Origin of the sequence: uncultured Tateyamaria sp. (assembly GCF_947503045.1) — a bacterium.
Taxonomy (GTDB): Bacteria; Pseudomonadota; Alphaproteobacteria; order Rhodobacterales; family Rhodobacteraceae; genus Tateyamaria.
In genome coordinates this window covers 95,838-115,284 of the sequence record NZ_CANNCF010000007.1, presented here as the reverse complement: position 1 = coordinate 115,284, position 19,447 = coordinate 95,838, and the positions used below count along the sequence as shown (strand labels likewise).

The window sequence follows — 19,447 nt, the reverse complement described above, 5'->3', positions numbered from 1 at the left end:
CGTTTCGGTCCCATAGTCGGTCTCCTTTGTTGCAGTAAATGCTATCAAAGGAGCGGCATCAAACCGCGACAGATCCAGTCTTAACCGGTCCTGCAGCTGATTTCAGACGCTCTCGAACGAAGTCAGTGAGTTCTTTGGTGCCGCCCGTTTCGACATAGTGGGCCAGAACCGCTTCGATCTCTTCCACCGGCAGATGAGACGCGGCTGCGCGCATCGCAGCCTCTCCGATCAGGATTTTCCTGCGCGTCTCTTGCTTCCGGTCTGCGTGTTTGGCGCGTTGCATATGTTGGCCTCCCTTGGTGATCTTTGCATCAAGTGTTTGCAGGATTGGACGCAGAGGCCTTGCGGCGAAATCGGTCCGCAATCGCCTGAAACTCCTTCTGCAGTTCCGCGTCGGTGATCTCCAAAGTGGTCAGATCGGCCTTGGCGGCGATCTTTCCGATCTGGTCAGCGCGCGCCTCAAGGGCGGCAACACGTTGCGCCTTGAGGGCTTCGATCTCTTTGTCGATGTCGACAACGGATTTGGGTTTTCTGGCCATGGGTTTTGTCTCCTGTCTATCGGCACTGAGAGTGTTTGAATCAACGCTACATCAATTCAAACAATAACGCTATATATAACGATAGACATAACGGTAAATATGCGGTAGAAAATTGGGAACAACGGCGCACTTATACGTCGCAAGCGACAGGTGCGGCCTCGAAGGGCCGCACGAAGAGACGTGTATCGCCGCGCTTGAGCGACTGAGACGGTCTTGGTCGACGGAAGCGAACTCAAACGAACGCAGGCGGGCCGGAAAGGAGACGGGACTTGGCGATCTACCATCTTTCGGCGCAGATCATCGGCAAGGGAGGCGGACGGTCCGCCGTTGCCGCGGCTGCCTATCGGCATTGCGCCAAGATGGAGCGCGAAGAGACTGCGGAAGAAATCGATTATTCCCGCAAGGGCGGCAATGCGCATTCGGAGTTTGCGCTGCCGAAGGATGCGCCTCAGTGGATTGCTGCGTTCGCGGAGGAGCATTCAGCGCCGGAGACAAGTGCGTTTTTTTGGAACGCGGTTGAAGCCAATGAAGGGCGCAAGGACGCGCAGCTGATGCGCGAGATCGTCCTGGCACTGCCTGTTGAGTTGACCACCGAGCAGAACATTGAGCTGGTCCAAGACTTCGTATCGCGAGAGCTTTCGGCGCACGCTATCGTCGCGGATTGGGCCTATCACGACATGACAGACAACCCGCATGTGCATCTGATGACATCATTGCGGCCGCTCACAGATGCCGGCTTTGGAGCCAAGCGTGTTTCGGTCCTTGGGGATGATGGCGGAGTGTTGCGCGGGTCGGACGGCAAGATCCGCTATGAGCAGTTCGCGGGCGATATGGAGCGCTTGCGCGAGATGCGGGCCGCCTGGGCGGAGACGCAAAACCATCATCTGGCGAAACATGGGTTTGACATCCGGGTCGATCATCGCTCGTTCAAAGAGCTTGGGATTGATGCAGTCCCAAGCAAGCATCGTGGACCGGCTTCTGACAATATGGATGCACGCGGTGAGGTATCCGAACTGGCCGAGAAGGCCAAACTGGCCGCGCGGGAAAACTATCTGCGCTATGCCGACGACCCGGCACTGATCCTGAAAAAGATCACCACACAGAAAGCCGTGTTCACCCGTCATGATATCGCGCGGGAGATTCACAAGACTGAATGTACGCCCGGGGAGTTCCAGGCGCTTTTCTACCATGTGGGGGCGCATGAAGAGCTGGTGCCGGTCGCCGCGCCCGCCTTTGATCCGTTCACCGGGGATGCCACAAGCGAGGCGGTGTTCTCGACTCGCACTATGGTCGAGCTGGAGCATCAAATGCTGCAGAATATCGACGGGTTGGCACGGCGTCAGTCGGTCCCGCTTGCAGATAAGGACCTTGAGAAGGCTTATGCGGCATTTGAGACAAAGCGTGGATTTGACCTCACAGACCAGCAGAAAATGGTTGTCCGGCATCTGACCCGTGAGACTGGCGCAGCGGCTTTGGTGGGATACGCGGGGGCAGGTAAGTCAACTGCGACCGAGGCCACACGGATCGCCTTTGAGCACCAGGGCTACACGGTCGTGGGTGGGGCCTTGGCCGGTATTGCCGCCGATAAACTGCGCTCGGAGGCGGGCATTGAAAGCCGGACCCTGGCTTCCTGGGAGTATCAATGGGCCAAGGGCGACATGCTCCCGAATGCCAAAACCGTCTTTGTGATGGACGAGGCCGGCATGGTCTCCTCACGACAGATGGAGAGCATCACACGCACCCTGAACGAGGCCGGTGCGCGGATGATCGTACTTGGCGATGCGCGGCAGTTGCAGCCCATTCAGGCCGGTGCCGCCTTCCGCGCCTTCGTCGATGTGACAGGCTATAGCGAACTCGATTCTGTCGTCCGCCAGCATGAACCATGGATGCGCAAGGCTGCGATCGCCTTCGGATCGGGCATGGCGGGCGATGGTGTTGCCGCCTATCTGGGTCACGACAAGCTCGGTTGGTCCGAGAGCAATGAGGATGCTAGGGCTGCTTTGATCGCGGACTGGGTGCCCTACCACCAAGCGTCGGCGGATGTCACGATCATGGCACACCGCAATAAGGATGTGATCGCATTAAATGTCGAAGCGCGGGAGATGCTGAAGTCAAAAAAAGCGCTTGGGGACGAGCATGTCTTTGCTTCTGAACGAGGTGAAAAACCCTTCGCAGCGGGTGACCAAATCCTGTTCCTGAAGAACGAACGCAGCCTTGGTGTGTTTAACGGATCGACGGGGCAGGTGGTAGAAGCCGAAAGGAACCGGCTCAAAGTGTTGGTGGAAGGACAAGTCGATCCGATCACCTTGCGGGCCAATGAATACAACCATATCGACTATGGTTATGCCCGCACCATTCACAAGGAACAGGGCAATACGGTCGATCGCGCCTTTGTCTATCTGTCCCCAACAATGGACGCTCAGCTTTCCTACGTGGCGCTGACCCGGCACCGCGATGATGTGTCTTTGTATGCCTCTCGCGAGGACTATCGCAGCAAGGACGAACTGGTCGAATTGATGTGCCATGATCGGTTGCAGGATTCTACCGCGCTCTATCGGGACCGGGTCGATTACAAGGATGTTGTGCGTGGCTTTGCCGAACGGCGCGGCTTCCCGACGACGCGCACCATTACCGACTTCGTCAAAGCCAATGTTCAATATCTGCGTGAACGGTTCGACAGATTGGCAGAACAGTTCGGCCGGTTGCGTTATCCCGCACCGGACCGCGAGAACACACCCGACAAGTCAATCTATGTGCCGGAAAGGGACGCGGGCAAGGAGCCTGCGCGGCGCGCGCCGCCGGCACCGCGGCCGCCTGAGATGTCCGTTCATCTGCAGCAATCGGTCAACCGCCTGTCTCACAACCTCGCATCGGAAACCATTCGCGGTCGCAAGGCGCGCAGGTTTGAACGCTCGGCGCATTATGAGCTGAACCTGGCGCTGTCGGCGGAAGAGCTGCGATCCTTCAACACCGATCTTCGGTCGGTGTTTCGGAAAGACGCGATCCTGACCCATGGGTCTCATCAGCCGAATGAGGATGCACCGGTGCTGGATGGGTTGCCCAACGGTTGGAAGTCCTTCGCCCGTGAAAACTGGGAGCAGGTCTTTGCCGCCCAATGGGCCGAAACCCAGGCGACGCTGCAGCCGCTGACCGAACGGGTGCGGCCATGGGATCTCATGCGGGCTACGGCCTTCACGGAAGGACCGGATCGCACACCGACCCAAACCCCTGACCATTCCACCGACCAAACACCAGACAAAGTGAGGTCCAACATGCCGCCCGAAAAACCACTGATCGATGCCGTGCCCGATTTGCCGCCTTTGGAAGATCGAGACATCCGTACGCGCGCTGCCGCAGATATCGCGGCGCGGCCGAGCCTCGCCCTGGCGCAGGATGCGGCCTTCCGGATTTTCGTTGAACCCGACCAGGCCGTTGATCGGATGGTCGCGCAGTACACCGAGCAGGGGGACCGCAAAGCCTTGGTCTCCGAGATCGAACGGTCTCCGGAAACCTTCGGCGAGGTGCAGGGCAAGACCCGGCTCGGGATCGCCAATGGAGATCGCCGTACGGCCCTGGAGCTGACGCCGACGATGGCCCGCAAAGTGGACGCGCATTTGATTGTGCTCGACGGGATCAGACACGAGATCGTTGACCGGCACGAGGCAAAGGGCGTTGCGATGCGCAAACCGATCCCCGATTTGTCACCGGAAGCAACCGCTTATATGGCGCGGATGGCGGAAGTGCATCAGATGCCGTCAGGACCGGCGAAGGACGATCAGACGCGGCTCTTGATGACGGACAAAGCCTCGGCGCAGGAAGTTGTGCGGTTCCGCCAGGGTCTTGCCGAACGATACGGCAAAGGGGATGAGGCCATCCGGAAAGGGATCGAACAGGACCCGGCTTTGGGATCGCGATCACCGTCGGAGCGCATGCGCATTCAGGAGCGCGCCAATGGGGTTGCTCATGCCATACCCGTGATGAGCCAGATGCGCGAACAGATCCAAAGGCTGGATCGCACACCGGATCGCGGTAAGGACCAGTCGCGCGGGATTGAGCGGTAGCGGTACTGGCGATATGAGTAGCTTGTGCTTTCGCTACACCCAGCTGATGGGTTTGAGCGCGATATCATCGAGCACGCTCTGAAGACTTGCTGCGAGATGCGGGTAGAGTGGGGTGTCCAGACCCCGGGCATCGGGCGAGGCGAGCAGACCGCGTCTATGGGCCGCCTGACGGCAGAGCATCTCGCGCGTATCGACATCATGACCGTTCATGATCGCGATCAGTGGTGCGAGCCGATTATGTATGGCCTGTGCCTCATGGAAACGCCCATCGCGAGATGCGCTATAGAGGGCTGCCACCTCGTGCGGCGCGATATAGGCCAGTGATGACAAGACACCGTCACCACCGGTGTTGAGATTGTGGAAGAGGGCGCCTTCCGAGGAGGGTAGTAAGGCCATTGGCTTGTCGGTTCCCTTGAGCGTGTAGTAGTCCTGATCGTAGCGCAGCACATTGTCGTCATGGCCCATGTCAAAGCCGAGGATCTGACGGCCGGTAGTGGCCACCAGAGCGAGGTCTTCGGGCGCCTCGGCCCATCGGTTCTCGCCATTGCCAAGGGCAAGGATCACGGGCAGAGCAAGACGGTCGGTCAGGGCTGCGAGATGGGTGATCCGCTCCAAGAGAGTCTGACCCTCAAAGCCGGTCTTCCATTTGGCTGGGAAGGTGATGATGGCATCAGCGCCCGCCGCCTTGCAGGTCGCCACATCGTCGAAGACCGCTTCAGACAATTCTCCCACACAAGAGAGCAGGATCTGACCGTTCTCCAATCCGGCACGGGTGCATCGAATAACTTCAAGCCGTTCGTCCGGTGTCATCGTCAAGCGCTCTCGCACAGTCGTATTGACAGCAATGCCGATAACGCCATCGATAAGCGTCAACCTGCGGGCCTGATCGGTGATACCACGGCAAAGGACATCGCCTTCATCATCAAACGGTGTCAGCGTCGATGCGATGATTCCGCCCGCCAGAGCTTCGAATGTTAAGTGATGTTCTTCGGGACGCATCTTATTACTCCTATATGCTTGCCGTGCAAGCGACGTTTCAGATTGCCACACCAAGCAATCCGGACTGGCTTTCAGCTAAGTGATCGTTGCCGCCTAAGTCCGCGATCCGAGACAATACGCCTATGCCGCGCTCCGGTTACTGCAAGGCGAGGTCGAATTGGCGAGGGAGGTGGTATCAATCACGCAAGGCATCCTTCGAAAAGCCATTGGTTTTCCTTAATCGTCACCACTTTTTTGTGGCTGAGCGATGTAAGACTCCCTTTGCCCGAGCTGTTACTACTGCCGCTTGACGATCTTGTTGAACATTTCACTTGAGCCGAGTGTCCGTGGACTAAATCAGATTAATTAAGATAGATCGATCTATCTATTTATACCGATGATCCGCAAGCTTTAATTTTGCTCTGATGCATCACATTGATGTGAATGCCGCAAGCTTGTATGTAGATAGGTCTATCTACACCAATGTATGGAAAGGTAGGCTTGGAGATCAACATGGGACGAATGAGTAAGCGCGAAACGATATTGGACACGGCTGAAGCGCTGTTTTCGACGCAAGGATTTGCCGCTACAGGGATCAACCAGATCACCCGTGACGCAGGTGTCGCATCCATGACACTTTACAACAACTTTGACAGCAAAGACGACTTAATAATAGCAGCACTTATCAGACGCTCAGAGCAGTTGTTGGCTGACATCCAAGCTGCAGCAAATCAGGGTTGTGATGCACACACTTCCATTCTTGCAGTGTTTGACGCAATTGAACATTGGGTGAAGACACAACTGAAAAGTTCTGCGGGATTTACTGGTTGCCTGTTTCTGAAAGCGGCGCATGAACATCCGGACTTGTCGAGCAATGCACGCCGAATCGCTGTTCGGCATAAAGAAGCCATCATATCCATGTTTAGGCGGTATCTTGACGATCTTGGTGCAGACGACTCTTCTGAGATGGCCCTGTCACTTCACTTGTTGATTGATGGAGCAATCAGCCAGGCACAGCTGTTCTCCGATGCGAAAAGTGTGCGACGCGCACGGAATCTAGCAAACATCCTGCTTAACGCTATAGACTAATCAGCTGCCCGGCAAAGCAAACGGATTGGCAACATTGTTTACCATGACAATCTTTGTGGAGTGTGATCGCAAAAAACGAGGGCGGCCATGCGAATACATATCGATGCTCCGGAAGTAATTTGGGATCAAGTGGACCGGAAAGAAGGTCAGCACTGCTGACTTACTTAACATAATAGAGCTTATGCGTCACAGACTGATCGCACCGGTGGATTCACAAACGAAGTGCAAATTCTGTATTAAAACAGAGCTTTGCATGGAGGATGTTGAATGGGAACCCACTACTGTCACCTGAGACTGGAAGAACGCCGCAAGTTGGCCAACTGGCTTGTAGCTAAGATGCCAATTACTGAGATCGCAGATCGCCTTGGTCGTGACCCTTCGACCATCTACCGCGATATCAAACGGAACCGGTACACGGACACCGAATTGCCGGAGCTGAACGGCTATCACGCTGTCGTCGCGCAGGATAAGTACGAACAGCGTCGCGCAATCCACCGTAAGATGATCATGTATCCCGAACTGAAGGAAGCCATCGAAGATCGGCTCAAGGCTGGCTGGTCACCTGAACAGATCGCTGGTCGAATGCGGTTGGAGCGCCATCCGATCAGGGTCAGTCACGAGACGATCTATCGGTTTGCCTACTCAAAGGACGGGCGCGCAGAGCAGTTCTTTCGCCACCTGCCCGAGCATCGCAGACGCCGCAGGCCACGTGGATATCGACGACATCAGCGTGGTCACATCTTCGATGCCCAAAGCCTGTCATACAGACCCGACCGCATCGCTGAGCGGTCAGAGTTTGGCCATTGGGAATGCGATCTGATGATGTTCCGTAGAGAGCATGGAAAGGTGAACGTGACATCCTTGGTCGAGCGTGTCAGCCGCTATGCTGTTGTGATGCGCAATAAGGATCGGACATCCAAACCGATCATGGAATCCCTAATCCAAGGACTCGCTCCCCTGCCCGCGGATGCCCGCCAGTCGATCACCTTCGACCGCGGCACAGAGTTCTCCGCTTGGCGACATCTCAAGAATGGGATCGGCGCAGACGCATGGTTCTGCGATCCGCAAGCGCCCTATCAGAAAGGCACCGTTGAGAATACGAACAACAGACTGCGAAAGTATCTGCCTCGATCTACGGAACCGACGGCGCTGACAAATCGATATCTGAGGTCGATTTGCCACCGCCTCAACGCAACGCCGCGCAAGTGCCTTGGCTACTGCACGCCTGCCGAGGTCTTTGAAACCAAGCTGATGGAGATCCTCAAACGGGTGGAGTAAAACGATATATCAGGAACTGCACTTCAGCATGAGTTCACCACCCCAACGTTGTTAATTGCTCTTAAAATTGAGACTCCTATTTTGAGACTCAAATCTGGGCTACCGGTTGATAGCACACCGCCCACTCAGCGCCAAAGCTGTCATCGGATCTAAAAGATTTGGAGGTCCAACAAGCGGGACAAACCGGTCATCCAATCTCCAACTCTGAAAGACCGCTATGCGACCCAAAATGCCCTTTTACGATGTCAGTTCTTTTATCGCCGTCATCACCGCGCTTGCATTCTCTGAAGCCACTGACGCAAAACTGCCGGAATCATTGTCCCAGTATTTGCCACTTGCATCCACAAATGCGTCGTCCAGCGCGAGGCGGCTGAGAATGTTCGCTCCGATCTGAAGGTCATTGCCCGCCACGCCAAAACCTTCCTTGACCATTTTGGACGCCAGAAGAGAGCCAGGATTGACGGCAAGAAACACTGGCCCGTCAGGGAGGTCCTGCGCCAATTGTTGCGTCCAGATCGCGATAGCGCGTTTGCTTTGCGCGTAGGCTCCCATGTCGTCCAGTTTGATTTCCCCGGTCAAGGCGCGGATGTCGACGGGGGCTTGGGCGGCCGACGATAAGTTGATGATGCGCCCGTCCTTCGGAATGATGGGCAAAAGAGCTTTTGTGAGCGCATAGGGGGCCAGCGTGTTGACAACAAACCGGACATCCTGACCGTTCGGCAGGACAGGGTTTGGAACCTTGTAAACACCTGCGTTATTGATGAGAACATCAATATGATCATGATCTGCTCGGATGGCTGATGCCAAGTCCGCCGTCGCCTCAAGCGAGGACAGATCGGCATTGTAGGTTGCGGCATCTCCGCCGACCTCGGCTGCTGCTGCCGCCAGTTTGGACGCGCTACGCCCGTGAAGGATGATCTGATGCCCTCTGTCTTTCAGCGTTTTTGCAGTCAGAAGGCCGATGCCGTCCGTTGATCCCGTGATGAGAATTGTCTTGATCATTTTAATGGTCCTTGTGTGACAAAGCCCGGCAGCAGGTCGTCAGCCAAGCGCTTCATGGTGTCTTCGATATCGGCTTGGTTAAAGCGGAGGTTCAGGGCGACATGATTGATGCCCTGCGCTTGCAGTTCGGCCAAGTAGGATTTCAGAGACGAAATGCCAGAACGAAACCCGAGGTGTATCGGTTGGGGCTGCATGTCTGCATCCGTAACAAGGTCAACATAGAGCGACTGCATCACTGGTTTTTCCGAAAACCCTGCGGACGTGGATCGCGCCCGATAGTCTGCAACCAGCCGCCCTTGCTCACCTACATCGCGCGGATAGGTCATCCAGCCGTCACCATGGGCCGCAATCCATTCCGGGCTTTGTTGACTGCCGCCCGTGATCAGGATCGGCAGGCGTCCCGCTGTAGGCTTCGGCAGCATATCCATATCGCCATGCATGGACCCGTGATTGCCCGTGTATGTCGGACAGTCAGATGCCATCGCGCGGATATAGGCGAGGCTGTCACGAAAACGCGCACCCCTGTCCGGGAACGTCATATCGAGTGCGGGGTATTCCTCGGGACGGTCGCCTGACGCTACCCCCAGAAGCAATCGTCCGCCTGACAACTGATCCGCAGAAGCTGCGGCCTTGGCGACGTGCGCCGGGTGCCGGAGCGGAAGAATGATACTGGCGACACCAAGAGCGATGTCGCGCGTCACGCCGGAGAGAAGTCCGAGATACACGAAAGGATCAAACATCTGGCCCGCATCACCGAAGGTCGGGACATTAAACGGTACGTCCCGCAGCCAAAGCGCCGCAAAGCCAAGTTCATCCGCCAGTTGGGCCCGCTCAATATGGCGTGTCATGTCGGGCGTAGGACTATTGCTATGGGCATCAAGCGGGACGACCAAGCCGATGCTCAGCGCACCCGGTTGGAACACCGTGTTATAGGCACGGTTCAGCTTGGGAAAACTGTTTGTCGCAGTGCCATCAGGCATATCAGCGTCCTTTCATCGTTGGTGCGGGTCAGTATCGAACCAGTGTCCGGCTCTCGATACTTTTGCGTGGAATGGTCAGCGCTGGGTCTTCGATCAGATCAAGCGCACTATGGGCGACAGAGGGTTTCCCCTGGTTGTCATAGATGTTGAACAGTGCCACTTCGTCCGGGGTCATGCGCGACTGATAAACCCATTCATGATCGGGGTTCGCAGCCAATCCCATGATGTGGCCTTTGCGGTCCGGATAAATCAGGTCGATCAGCATCCAATCATGGTCTGCAACACTGGATGGCCGCACAAAGCCGAGCGGAGCAGAATTGATCGGGTTTTCGATGGGACGCCAAATGTTGATGAAGGCATAGTGACCGTTAGCCCAGGATGCGGCTTTTTCGTCTCCCAGCACAGTAATCAGCCGTTGCTCTGCGCCTTCGCGGCTATAATCGCTGTGAACATTGCGGGCCGGTTTGCGGGTGGAATTTGGATCATCTATTCGCACGGTATGGTCGAACACAACCACCTCTTTTGCGCCAATCTCGCGTTTCAGAAGTGTTGATAATTCCTGATCGTAAGCCCCTTGCCATTTATTGTCTTGTTCGAGCCCTTTGACCTGCGAGGGTGCTTTGAAAAACCCAACACTGTCATTGGAGAAATTCACATCTGTTTCGCTTCGCACGTCAAGGACAGCAATTTCTGTCACTGCATACGGCGGCGAAATAATCTGACCTACTACGCCGCCCGCGTCGATGTGATACGCCTGACGCTGATCTGAGTGAATGTGGTAATTGACGATGGCTGTGCATGGCATGTGTTCACCCCTTAGGAAGACGAGGCCCGACACTATGCGCCGGGCCTCTTGGAAGATCAGGCGAGGTCGTCTTTGCCTTCGATCAGGAAGTGATAGCTCTCGGATCCGGCGTGACGGGCTTCCAGATGTGGCTTATATTCCGGGTCGTTCATAAAGTTCATCGCGGCTTCTTTGGACGGCCATTCCATCACGATGCGCAAGGCGGCGGGACGATCATCGCCTTCCACCTGTTCGTGGCTTGATGTGCGGGCGAGGTATTTACCACCGTGCTTTTCAACCAGCTTGTTGGCCATTGGCAGGTAGTCTGGAATCCAGTCATCGTTGGATGGTGTAACTGCAAGAACGGAATAATAGGTCATAGTGGTCTCTCCTTTGGTTGACGGGTTGTCTTCACACATATGAGGCATTGAAATTCAGAAGAAACAGTTCATTATTGAGTTCAGAATTCTGATTTTGGATATAATATGGATACGGAAACGTTGCGCCTGTTCGTTCTCGCCGCTGACAAGCTGAACATCAGCGCAGCGGGCCGTGAGCTTGGCCTTGCCCCATCGGTTGCGAGCGCATGGATGGCGAAACTGGAGAAGAGCGTCGGAGCTGATCTGTTGCACCGTTCTACACGTCAGGTTTCTCTTTCGATTGAGGGTGCCGACTTCTTGCCCTATGCGCGTGACATCATCGAGCGGGAAGACGCAGCTCGCGCGGCCTTGGGTCAGGGCAAGAAGCACGTTTCAGGCACATTGCGGTTTACGGCTCCCAGTACCTTTGCACAGCTCTATATCGCGCCCATCTTGCCGGACTTCATGGCACAGCACCGCGATCTTACGCTTGATCTCCATCTGTCAGACAAACAGGTTAATCTCATTGAAGGGAGTTTTGATCTGGCACTCCGAAACGCGACCCTTGAGGATTCAAGTCTCCGAGGTCGGAAGCTGGCGGATGACACGCGCATCTTGTGCGCCTCGCCCGACTATCTGAAAAAACATGGCTATCCAGAAACACCGGATGATTTGAACGACCACCAGATTATTGCGTTCGGAAACACAGATGAAAACCAGCTGATCGGTGAAGATGGTACAAAACACCTCTTTGCTCCAAGACAAGCGGATTGCCGTTTGATTATTGACGACGGTCACAGCCACAAGTGTGCGACTTTGGCCGGGGCCGGGATAGCGGCAAATTCGCTTTGGAGCGTACATCAAGAACTGGTATCGGGAACGCTTGTACGGGTCCTACCTGAGTACCGGCTTGCTGAGGAAACGGTCCTCTGGCTGATCTATCCACAGTCAAATGTGTTGTCCGCGAAAGTCAGGGTCTTCATGGATTTCCTGCTAGATCGGATTGGACGACATGCTCCGTGGGCGAGCCAATAAGTCGGTGATGAAGTTAGGAACTAGAGGGGCGAAAAATTGCATCAAGATGTCTGCAAAGGGGTTGCCGCAGTCATTCGTGCAAAGTGCAGCATTTGGTATTTTGGGCTCATTTGAGACTTTCGCTGCCGATGACGGGGAACGACCGGCGCTATCCGTTCCCCTGCCCCAGTCTCATTAATCAAAGAGCAGCCGCCGTTGATTTCTTTCGCTTTCGAGTCTCATCTATTCAGTGAGCTAACAGCACAAATTCAACACCGGCGGCGACGGTGTCTTGTTGTCACTGACAGAACCACGGTGCCTCTGAGTGAACCTCATTTGCAAGTCAGTCGCAGCTGTTGGTGATTTGGATGCGCCTACTCCAATCCTTTTTGTGCCATTGATCAATCTCGTCCTGATCAATCTTAATATCGCAGGAGCCCAAGACATGGGTGCCTTCGAAAAACCCACTGACTCTCGCCTGAAAAGATATGACAGCCAATGCATCGACTATGGCCGGATCCTTTTGATCCAACATCTCTGCCAAATGGACCCAGTGATCTTCGCTTCCTTCGACCGTGGAGCTAAATCCAAGAATCTCGAAAATCACCGAGGACCCGCTTGGTATCGTTTGAACCTGCCAATCGCGCCTCAAATTGGTTTCCACACCATGCTGGATAAGGTGCTCGACCGATTGTATCTCATCGAGTGTCAACTCACCGTAGGGAGGAACAGTCGCGCTCAGGCTCAATTCCCGCAATTCTCGAGCAACAGAGTCGTCGTTTGTCACCCGAACCTCGAACGAGACTGCAATAGGGGAGCGACGACACAGTTCCGTAAGTTCATTTATGTCTCCCCCCTGATACGCGTTGTATGCTTTCGCGTCGCGCCACACATAATTGCATCGAAGTGTGGCCCGTTTGATCTCAGTCCGAAACTCGGGGGTCGATAGGTAGTCGCGTACTTCATCGAAATACACATAGCCTGCGATCAATGTCGCAGGCAGCGTCAAGAACGCGAGTACTTTCCCGATCACATCGCCGCATCGCAAAACCCAACCATATGCTACAGCCAACACGCTGCGATCTACTTCATCGTCAGGAAGCGTTGGCCCGAAAGAGCATCAAACTCTGGGATGCTTCCACCAGACCAAAACTCCGGTGATTGAATTGTCGCGGTATCGGTTCCGAATGACTTTGCCCAGTCTGTCACCGGATCAGCAGACTTGTACCCAGGGTTAACCAGACTCCGATGCGTAGTCATGAGCGCCTCCATGGCACGCCACTCATCATCTGTACAATCACACCAAGGTGCAATTGGCGGTCCCTTAGGAACGATGGGTGCATTGACCACCGGAGTTGGCATCGTATCCGGCGCAGGTTCTGGGCAGGTCCCGGTAATTCGTGGTTTTTTGATCTGCTGAAAGTACCCCGCGGTTATTGCGTGATTTGCGAAATCGCAAGCCACGAAGGTCTGATCCTCCTTGAACGCAATCAGCGGTTCATCGGCAACCGCAACAGATGCGGTGCCAAGATATGCCAAAACCGCGACAAGTCTCGTTCCAAAATTATGCATAGCCCCCCGAGCCTCAGTTAATATTTCTACCAATAACACAACTATAGCTAGTGCAATCTGCCTTGTCTCCAAGCCTATCAATTCAGCGACGTGTGTTCGGTGCGTTTTTCCGCAAAATGAGGCGAATGGGCATTGAGGGTGCGCAGAGAGAAAGAGGAAGGAAAGCCCGGGTTGCCGGGCTTTGAAGGGAGAGAGAGGCTCTCCCGGTCCGGCTCCTAAAGGAGTTTTCCGATGACCAACCCTAAATCCAAATCCGCTGCCAAGACCAAGGCGGCTGGCGCTGCAAGCCTGCCGGGGGCAGAGCTGCAAATGATCCCTCTCAACAAGCTGGTGATCAGCCCCAAAAACGTGCGCAAAACCCCGGCCACTGAAGACCAGGACGCCGAACTCTATGCCAGTATCAAAGAAACTGGCCTCAAGCAGAACCTGCTCGTTCACAAGGTGGGTGCAAAGTATCATGTGCATGCGGGTGGACGACGTCTGGCAGCGCTGAACAAGCTGGCCGATGACAAAGTCATAAAGCCGTCCCATCCGGTCGCATGTTCGGTAGAAGATCCTGATCAGGCCGAAGACACCTCGGCTGCAGAAAACATGATCCGCGCGGCGATGCACGCGGCCGATCAGTTCGAGGCGTTCGCGGCTTTGCGCAAGAAGGGCCGCACGGAAGACCAGATCGCATCCCAGTTCGGTATCACCACCGATCTCGTGCGCCGACGCCTGAAGCTGGCTTCCGTGGCGCCGGAGCTGATGGACATCTTCCGCGCCGGTGAGATGTCGCTCGAATGCGTGATGGCCTTCACCCTGACCGACGATCATGCGCGGCAGATCGAAGCCTGGGAGGCGGTGAAACAGCATTACAGCCCCTCCCCCCATTCGATCCGCAACCACCTCACCGAGAAGTCCTATTCCGGGTCGTCCAAACTCGCGAAGTTCGTCGGGATCGATCCCTACAGGAAGGCGGGTGGCACCGTCATTGAGGATCTCTTCGCCGAGCATGATGCCATGCATCTGGAAGACCCGGATCTGCTCGAAGACTTGGCGATCAAGAAGCTTCAGGGACTCGCGGATGAGACGGCCAAGACCTGGAAATGGGCGGAGGCCTGTCTGGATGTCGACTATGACAGCTTTCGTCCCTTCGGCCGGGTCTATCCCCAACCGCTCGATCCCGATCCAGACCTTGTCTCCGAGAAGACCAAACTGCAAGAACGTCACGCCGTCCTGGAAGCGGATTACGACGAGGCGACGTGGACAGAGGAACTTCAGGAAGAAGAGGACCAGATCTGGAAGCGCCTCCGCGAAATCGAGGCGATCGAGGAAGCCAATGTTGCTTTCACCGATGATGACTACAAAATCGCCGGATGTATCGTAAGCGTCTCCCATAATGGGGAACCGCGTCTGGAAGCCGGTCTGGTGCGTCCCGAAGACCTTCCGGAACCTGAAGCGTCGCCCTGCGACCAGATGGGCGATGAGAGTGACGCTGGCGATACGCCCGCAGCCAGCGGACCCAGCATTGAGCTCCCCGCAACGATGCGCCAACCGGACATCCCGATGAATGCCACGGATGCTGCCCGGAAAGCTCAAGGCATCCCTCGATCTCTGGCCGATGATCTACGGGCGACGCGCCATCAGATCATTCGGGCGCATTTGGCCGCTGACTACGGCACCGCCTATGACGCGATGCTCTATGCCATGGTGATGTCCGTGCTCGGCAATTACCGCAGCCAGTCACCGCTTGATCTGTCACTGCGTCCTGCATCGACAACGGCATCACAGGAGACCCTGAAAGACACTGTCGCCGAACGCATGCTGGAAGCGCTCAAAGATGGTCTCAATCTGGCGTGGATGGAAGCCAAGGCACCGGAGGATTTCCAACAGCTGTCTCAGCTTTATGATGTCGACAAACAGGCGCTCTTTGCCTGGTGTGCGGCCTATGCCCTGAACCAGCAGCTCTCCAATGACAGCGATGCAAATCCTGTCACCGAGGTGATCGGATCACGACTGAGCGTCGATGTGGCCGCCTGCTGGCGTCCCGGTGCGGACAATTACTGGGGTCGGGTCAAGAAAGACCATGCGGTTGAGACGGCAAAAGCGCTGATCGACGACCGCTGGGCCGATGACAAATCGGGTCTGCGCAAAACAGAGATCGCCAAAGCCATGGAGCAAGCCTTCTGCGACACGCCGCAGGAGAGTGCTGGTTTGACCGCTGAGACTGCAGCCACGACATCCCGCTGGCTGCCCGACGGCATGGCAGTGGGGGACACTGAAGAGGCCGCGCTGACACCTGGATCCGATGGGACAGATGCGACATCCGCCTCTGAAAACCCAGAGGCCCTGCCCGCCTTCATGGAAGACGCGGCTTAACCTCTCAACGTCTACAAAAAGCTTTGGATCGCCCCCACCCGACACCGGGATCGGGGGCGGTCCTTTCCGTCTGCCGGGAAGTTCAGCGCCGAATGGATCGGCCGGTCCGGCACGGAGAAAAACCATGACCCAAGCACAACAAGCCATATCCGAAGACATCGCACAGGACGTCACACACCCTCAAACAGCCGCCATCATCGCCAAGCAGAACGATGCCTTCCGCGCATCCATCACCGCCTGTCCCAAGTCGCCGGACATACCCCCCGGCAAACTTGTAATGACCGCAGGTGTCGCGGCACAAAGCGACGCGTTCCGCGCAGCACTCATCGGCGCGTTGATCGCCTTTGATACGTTTGATGGGGACAGCGACCCTTACGGCCTTCACGAGATGGGCGTGCTTGAGATCGAAGGCGAACGCGTTTGGTTCAAGTTTGATCTCTATGACGAGAATTACGAATACGGATCCGAAGCCCCCACCGATACCAAACGGACGCGCCGGGTCCTGACCCTGCTGTTCCCTTCCGAATACTGACTAGCACCAATCTCGCAAACTCTTGTCGACCGTCCTCATGATCGAGGGCGGTCCTTATCTGCTGACGGGTTTTCCATGGGGCCGGATGATCCGGTCCCGCCCGTCACGGAGATCAAGACCCATGGCAAAACCATGCGATTACAAAGTCACGCTTTACCCCGCCCACAAGGATGGCGGCTTCGTCGTCACCAAATACGATATCTTTGGTGGTACCTATCCAAGCAAAGAGTTCACTGCAGCCGGCATGGACGATCTGATCGACCAGGTTACCCATTTCGCGATGGAACATGGGAGGGGCTGCAGCGCGTCCGTCCGCTGCCTTGCACCGCGCAAACCACCCGGTTTCAAAAAGGCGACGGAGAACCTCTATTTCAATCTTCTGAGCAAGGAAGAGTTCGAAGCGCAAGAGGCCAAGAAGGCCGAGAGCGCCGCTGCCTGATCTCGTCTGTCACGCATCCAATCCAAGAAGGCTCGCCCGCCACGGCGGGCCTTTTCGTTCTTACCGGCAAGAGGAGAATATCAATGGAGACCCCTATCCACGAAGAAACCTACCGCGAGCACACCATCAAGATCATCCATGATCCCGACCCCGAAAACCCCCGCGACTATGACAATCTCGGCACGATGGTCTGCTGGCATCATCGCTACAATCTGGGCGACAAACATCATCATGACGATCCGCGCGAACTGCTGACTGAATTGTGTGATCTCGACAGCGACACCGCACTCTCGATGAACGATCTGTTCACGCGGGCGGAAAAACGCGCCGTCATCCTGCCGCTCTACCTCTACGATCATAGCGGCATCACCATGAACACGACCGGGTTTCATTGTCCGTGGGATTCAGGACAGGTTGGCTACATCTATGTGACGCTGGCGGACATCCGCAAAGAGTACAGCGTCACCCGTGTCTCGCAAAAGCTGCGCTGCAAGATTGCGGATCATCTGCGCCAGGAGGTACAAACCTACGATCATTACCTAACGAGAAATTGCTATGGCTTCGTCGTCGAAAAGGATGACGACGAAATCGCATCCTGCTGGGGGTTTCTGGGCGATTATGATGGCTATTGTCTGGCTGAAGCCAAAGCGTCGGTGCATTGACGCCGCCGCGCAGGCTGCTTGGCGTCGTTCCGGCCGCAAAGAGAAAGAGGCGGGTTGGGGAAGGGCAAGCCTTCCCCTGCATGAGAGAGAGTTTCCTGGAGGGCGTAACCCCTTTCAAGGAGCCTTCCCCATGAACATCCCAACAACCTTCCACGCCTGCGTCGCTGATGACGCAATCTCCAAAGTCTCGCGTCTCTTCAACGCGACCCTCAACGATATCTTTGCCGAGCTCTTTCAAAACGCACGCCGCGCCGGAGCGACACAAATCTCCGTCAGTCAGATCGATTATCCAGACCTCGGTCCGGTCATCTGTCTGATCGACAACGGGCCCGGTCTTTATGATCCCAGAGACCTGTTCAGACTGGGGCAAAGCGCATGGGATCGTGACGTCCAATCCGACGAGGAAGCAGCCGGTATGGGCTTCTTCTCGCTGGCTGGTCGCAGGGTTCGCATCATTGCCCAGAAGCAGGACACATCTGAGTCCTGGAGGATCGATGCTGAGCCTGACAGCTTTGGCGGCACGCATCCCATCAGCTGCACCCATGGGCCAGTAAACCATGATGGCACAACGATCCTGATCGCCACCAAACCCAATGAAGACTACATCGCGGCGGCCAACCATGCGGCGCGGTATCTGCCGCTCGACGTCATGGTCGACGGGGTCACCGTCGAGCGCAAAGACTTCCTCGCTGACGCCGAGCATATCGAAGAGTGGAACGGCATCCGCATCGGCATCTATGAGCGCGGCCCGACCGGGTTCCGCAACCATGAGACCGTCAACTTCCACGGCGTGACCCTGCACGGCCGTTTGCCGAGCCTGTCACAGGCGTTCCACCGATCTTACTATGCGCGGCTGGATGTGACGCACTGCGCCGATCTCAAACTGGTTCTGCCCGCTCGTAAAGAAATTGTCGAGAATGACTTCATGGAGGTGTTACGCGCCCATATCACCAGGATCTTCTACCAGCTCATCAAGGCTGCTGGACCGCATTCGCTGTCATTCGCGAACCACAAACGTGCCTCTGAACTGGGCGTCGATCTGCCCCCAGCCGCGATGCGGTTGCGGGTGTTTGAACCGAGCCATGCAGACAGCGACATGAATAGTCATGGAAACGTCGAACCCATCACAGAAGACGATGTGATCTTCGACTCCGACGGTGGCGCAATCGAAGAACAGAACCTCGCCTCGGCACTCTCCAACCAACGTGCCCCGACCAGGCTCTATGATCCCCAATCCGGTTTTGAGGGTTATGATTGGTATGACCAACTGGCACGCGCATCGGTCAAAGGATATCGCGTCATTGGCGATACTGACACGGTCTGTGTTGAGCCGGGCAAGCGCCACGCGCTCACCGAACGTCCGGATCAATTGGAGATCCATTGCAGCGTCACCGATGGAGCCCACACCGAAGACTGGGTCTTGAAAACAAATTGGTTGATCCTCGGCGAGGATGACTGGGGGTTGGATGATGTCGACATCGCAGTGACCAAATCATCGAAAGCGACCATGCCTGATCTTGTCGACTTTCTGGAACGGGCCTTGTTCAGTCCCTCAGACGACAGTGAAGCGGGGTCATATGATCAGCAGCAAAGCTGGTTCAGAGATGATGCGGAGGATCTCGCTATCCGTCTTCTTGAGACTTCTCTTGAGGTTGAGATCAATGCGATCACACGGGTCATCAACCGCGAACTCTATTGGCTGCGCCGCAAGGATCAGGTGACCACGGTCCGGATCGGCAAGGGCCAGATCGAGATCAATGGCCTCGAAGAGAACGACGTGTCCGCAGCCGAATAAGG

18 protein-coding genes are annotated in these 19,447 nt (G+C 56.0%); 9 read left to right on the top strand and 9 right to left on the bottom strand.

What is annotated here, in order from left to right; all coding sequences use genetic code 11:
- Positions 1–58: 58 nt before the first annotated feature.
- Together Q1A89_RS21480 and Q1A89_RS21475 are read right to left on the bottom strand one after the other, a co-directional pair.
- Complete coding sequence (locus Q1A89_RS21480; protein ID WP_299733439.1) at positions 59–283, bottom strand: hypothetical protein; 225 nt, start codon at positions 281–283, stop codon at positions 59–61.
- A 28-nt stretch (positions 284–311) separates the two neighbouring features.
- Positions 312–539, bottom strand: a complete 228-nt coding sequence (locus tag Q1A89_RS21475; RefSeq protein WP_299733437.1) for a TraC family protein — start codon at positions 537–539, stop codon at positions 312–314.
- Between the two features lie 269 nt (positions 540–808).
- On the opposite strand from Q1A89_RS21475, the gene traA reads away from it, so the two are divergent.
- The gene (gene traA, locus Q1A89_RS21470) at positions 809–4,600 is read left to right on the top strand and encodes a Ti-type conjugative transfer relaxase TraA (protein ID WP_299733435.1); all 3,792 of its coding nucleotides are present in this window, start codon (positions 809–811) and stop codon (positions 4,598–4,600) included.
- Between the two features lie 33 nt (positions 4,601–4,633).
- Here the strand turns inward: traA and Q1A89_RS21465 are convergent, their stop codons facing one another.
- Entirely contained in the window at positions 4,634–5,599 is a 966-nt protein-coding gene (locus Q1A89_RS21465) for a dihydrodipicolinate synthase family protein (protein WP_299506136.1), read from the bottom strand.
- A gap of 480 nt (positions 5,600–6,079) precedes the next feature.
- Between Q1A89_RS21465 and Q1A89_RS21460 the strand changes: the two genes are divergently transcribed.
- Together Q1A89_RS21460 and Q1A89_RS21455 are read left to right on the top strand one after the other, a co-directional pair.
- A complete protein-coding gene (locus Q1A89_RS21460) occupies positions 6,080–6,667 on the top strand; it encodes a TetR/AcrR family transcriptional regulator (RefSeq protein ID WP_299506138.1) in 588 nt (195 codons plus the stop codon).
- A gap of 267 nt (positions 6,668–6,934) precedes the next feature.
- Positions 6,935–7,945 carry an IS30 family transposase gene (locus Q1A89_RS21455; protein ID WP_299733434.1) on the top strand — a complete coding sequence of 337 codons (1,011 nt, stop codon included), beginning with the start codon at positions 6,935–6,937 and terminating at the stop codon, positions 7,943–7,945.
- A gap of 237 nt (positions 7,946–8,182) precedes the next feature.
- On the opposite strand, the gene Q1A89_RS21450 is transcribed toward Q1A89_RS21455, so the two are convergent.
- The 4 genes from Q1A89_RS21450 to Q1A89_RS21435 are packed head-to-tail and all read right to left on the bottom strand — an operon-like array spanning position 8,183 to position 11,091.
- Complete coding sequence (locus Q1A89_RS21450; protein ID WP_299733433.1) at positions 8,183–8,947, bottom strand: SDR family NAD(P)-dependent oxidoreductase; 765 nt, start codon at positions 8,945–8,947, stop codon at positions 8,183–8,185.
- Entirely contained in the window at positions 8,944–9,927 is a 984-nt protein-coding gene (locus Q1A89_RS21445; RefSeq protein WP_299733432.1) for an LLM class oxidoreductase, read from the bottom strand. The genes Q1A89_RS21450 and Q1A89_RS21445 overlap by 4 nt, the downstream gene beginning before the upstream one ends.
- A 28-nt stretch (positions 9,928–9,955) precedes the next feature.
- Entirely contained in the window at positions 9,956–10,732 is a 777-nt protein-coding gene (locus Q1A89_RS21440; RefSeq protein ID WP_299733431.1) for a CmcJ/NvfI family oxidoreductase, read from the bottom strand.
- 56 nt (positions 10,733–10,788) lie between these two features.
- Positions 10,789–11,091: a DUF1330 domain-containing protein gene (locus Q1A89_RS21435; RefSeq protein WP_299733429.1), complete on the bottom strand. Its 303-nt coding sequence runs from the start codon at positions 11,089–11,091 to the stop codon at positions 10,789–10,791.
- 105 nt (positions 11,092–11,196) lie between these two features.
- Between Q1A89_RS21435 and Q1A89_RS21430 the strand changes: the two genes are divergently transcribed.
- Positions 11,197–12,105 carry a LysR family transcriptional regulator gene (locus tag Q1A89_RS21430; RefSeq protein ID WP_299733426.1) on the top strand — a complete coding sequence of 303 codons (909 nt, stop codon included), beginning with the start codon at positions 11,197–11,199 and terminating at the stop codon, positions 12,103–12,105.
- A 322-nt stretch (positions 12,106–12,427) separates the two neighbouring features.
- Here Q1A89_RS21430 and Q1A89_RS21425 read toward each other — a convergent pair whose 3' ends face one another.
- Both Q1A89_RS21425 and Q1A89_RS21420 read right to left on the bottom strand, forming a co-directional pair.
- Positions 12,428–13,093: a hypothetical protein gene (locus tag Q1A89_RS21425; RefSeq protein WP_299733424.1), complete on the bottom strand. Its 666-nt coding sequence runs from the start codon at positions 13,091–13,093 to the stop codon at positions 12,428–12,430.
- A gap of 74 nt (positions 13,094–13,167) precedes the next feature.
- Positions 13,168–13,695 (bottom strand): hypothetical protein, encoded by a 528-nt coding sequence (locus Q1A89_RS21420; RefSeq protein ID WP_299211902.1) that lies wholly within the window; start codon positions 13,693–13,695, stop codon positions 13,168–13,170.
- A 192-nt stretch (positions 13,696–13,887) separates the two neighbouring features.
- Between Q1A89_RS21420 and Q1A89_RS21415 the strand changes: the two genes are divergently transcribed.
- The 5 genes from Q1A89_RS21415 (at position 13,888) to Q1A89_RS21395 (ending at position 19,445) form a co-directional block, all read left to right on the top strand.
- Positions 13,888–16,017, top strand: coding sequence for a ParB/RepB/Spo0J family partition protein (locus Q1A89_RS21415; RefSeq protein ID WP_299733422.1), 2,130 nt, complete (start codon positions 13,888–13,890; stop codon positions 16,015–16,017).
- A 124-nt stretch (positions 16,018–16,141) separates the two neighbouring features.
- Positions 16,142–16,549, top strand: a complete 408-nt coding sequence (locus Q1A89_RS21410; RefSeq protein ID WP_299506151.1) for a DUF3768 domain-containing protein — start codon at positions 16,142–16,144, stop codon at positions 16,547–16,549.
- A 121-nt stretch (positions 16,550–16,670) separates the two neighbouring features.
- Complete coding sequence (locus tag Q1A89_RS21405; RefSeq protein ID WP_299733420.1) at positions 16,671–16,988, top strand: hypothetical protein; 318 nt, start codon at positions 16,671–16,673, stop codon at positions 16,986–16,988.
- A gap of 83 nt (positions 16,989–17,071) precedes the next feature.
- Positions 17,072–17,650 (top strand): hypothetical protein, encoded by a 579-nt coding sequence (locus Q1A89_RS21400; RefSeq protein ID WP_299733418.1) that lies wholly within the window; start codon positions 17,072–17,074, stop codon positions 17,648–17,650.
- Positions 17,565–19,445: a hypothetical protein gene (locus Q1A89_RS21395; RefSeq protein WP_299733416.1), complete on the top strand. Its 1,881-nt coding sequence runs from the start codon at positions 17,565–17,567 to the stop codon at positions 19,443–19,445. The genes Q1A89_RS21400 and Q1A89_RS21395 overlap by 86 nt, the downstream gene beginning before the upstream one ends.
- The last annotated feature ends 2 nt before the right edge of the window (positions 19,446–19,447 follow it).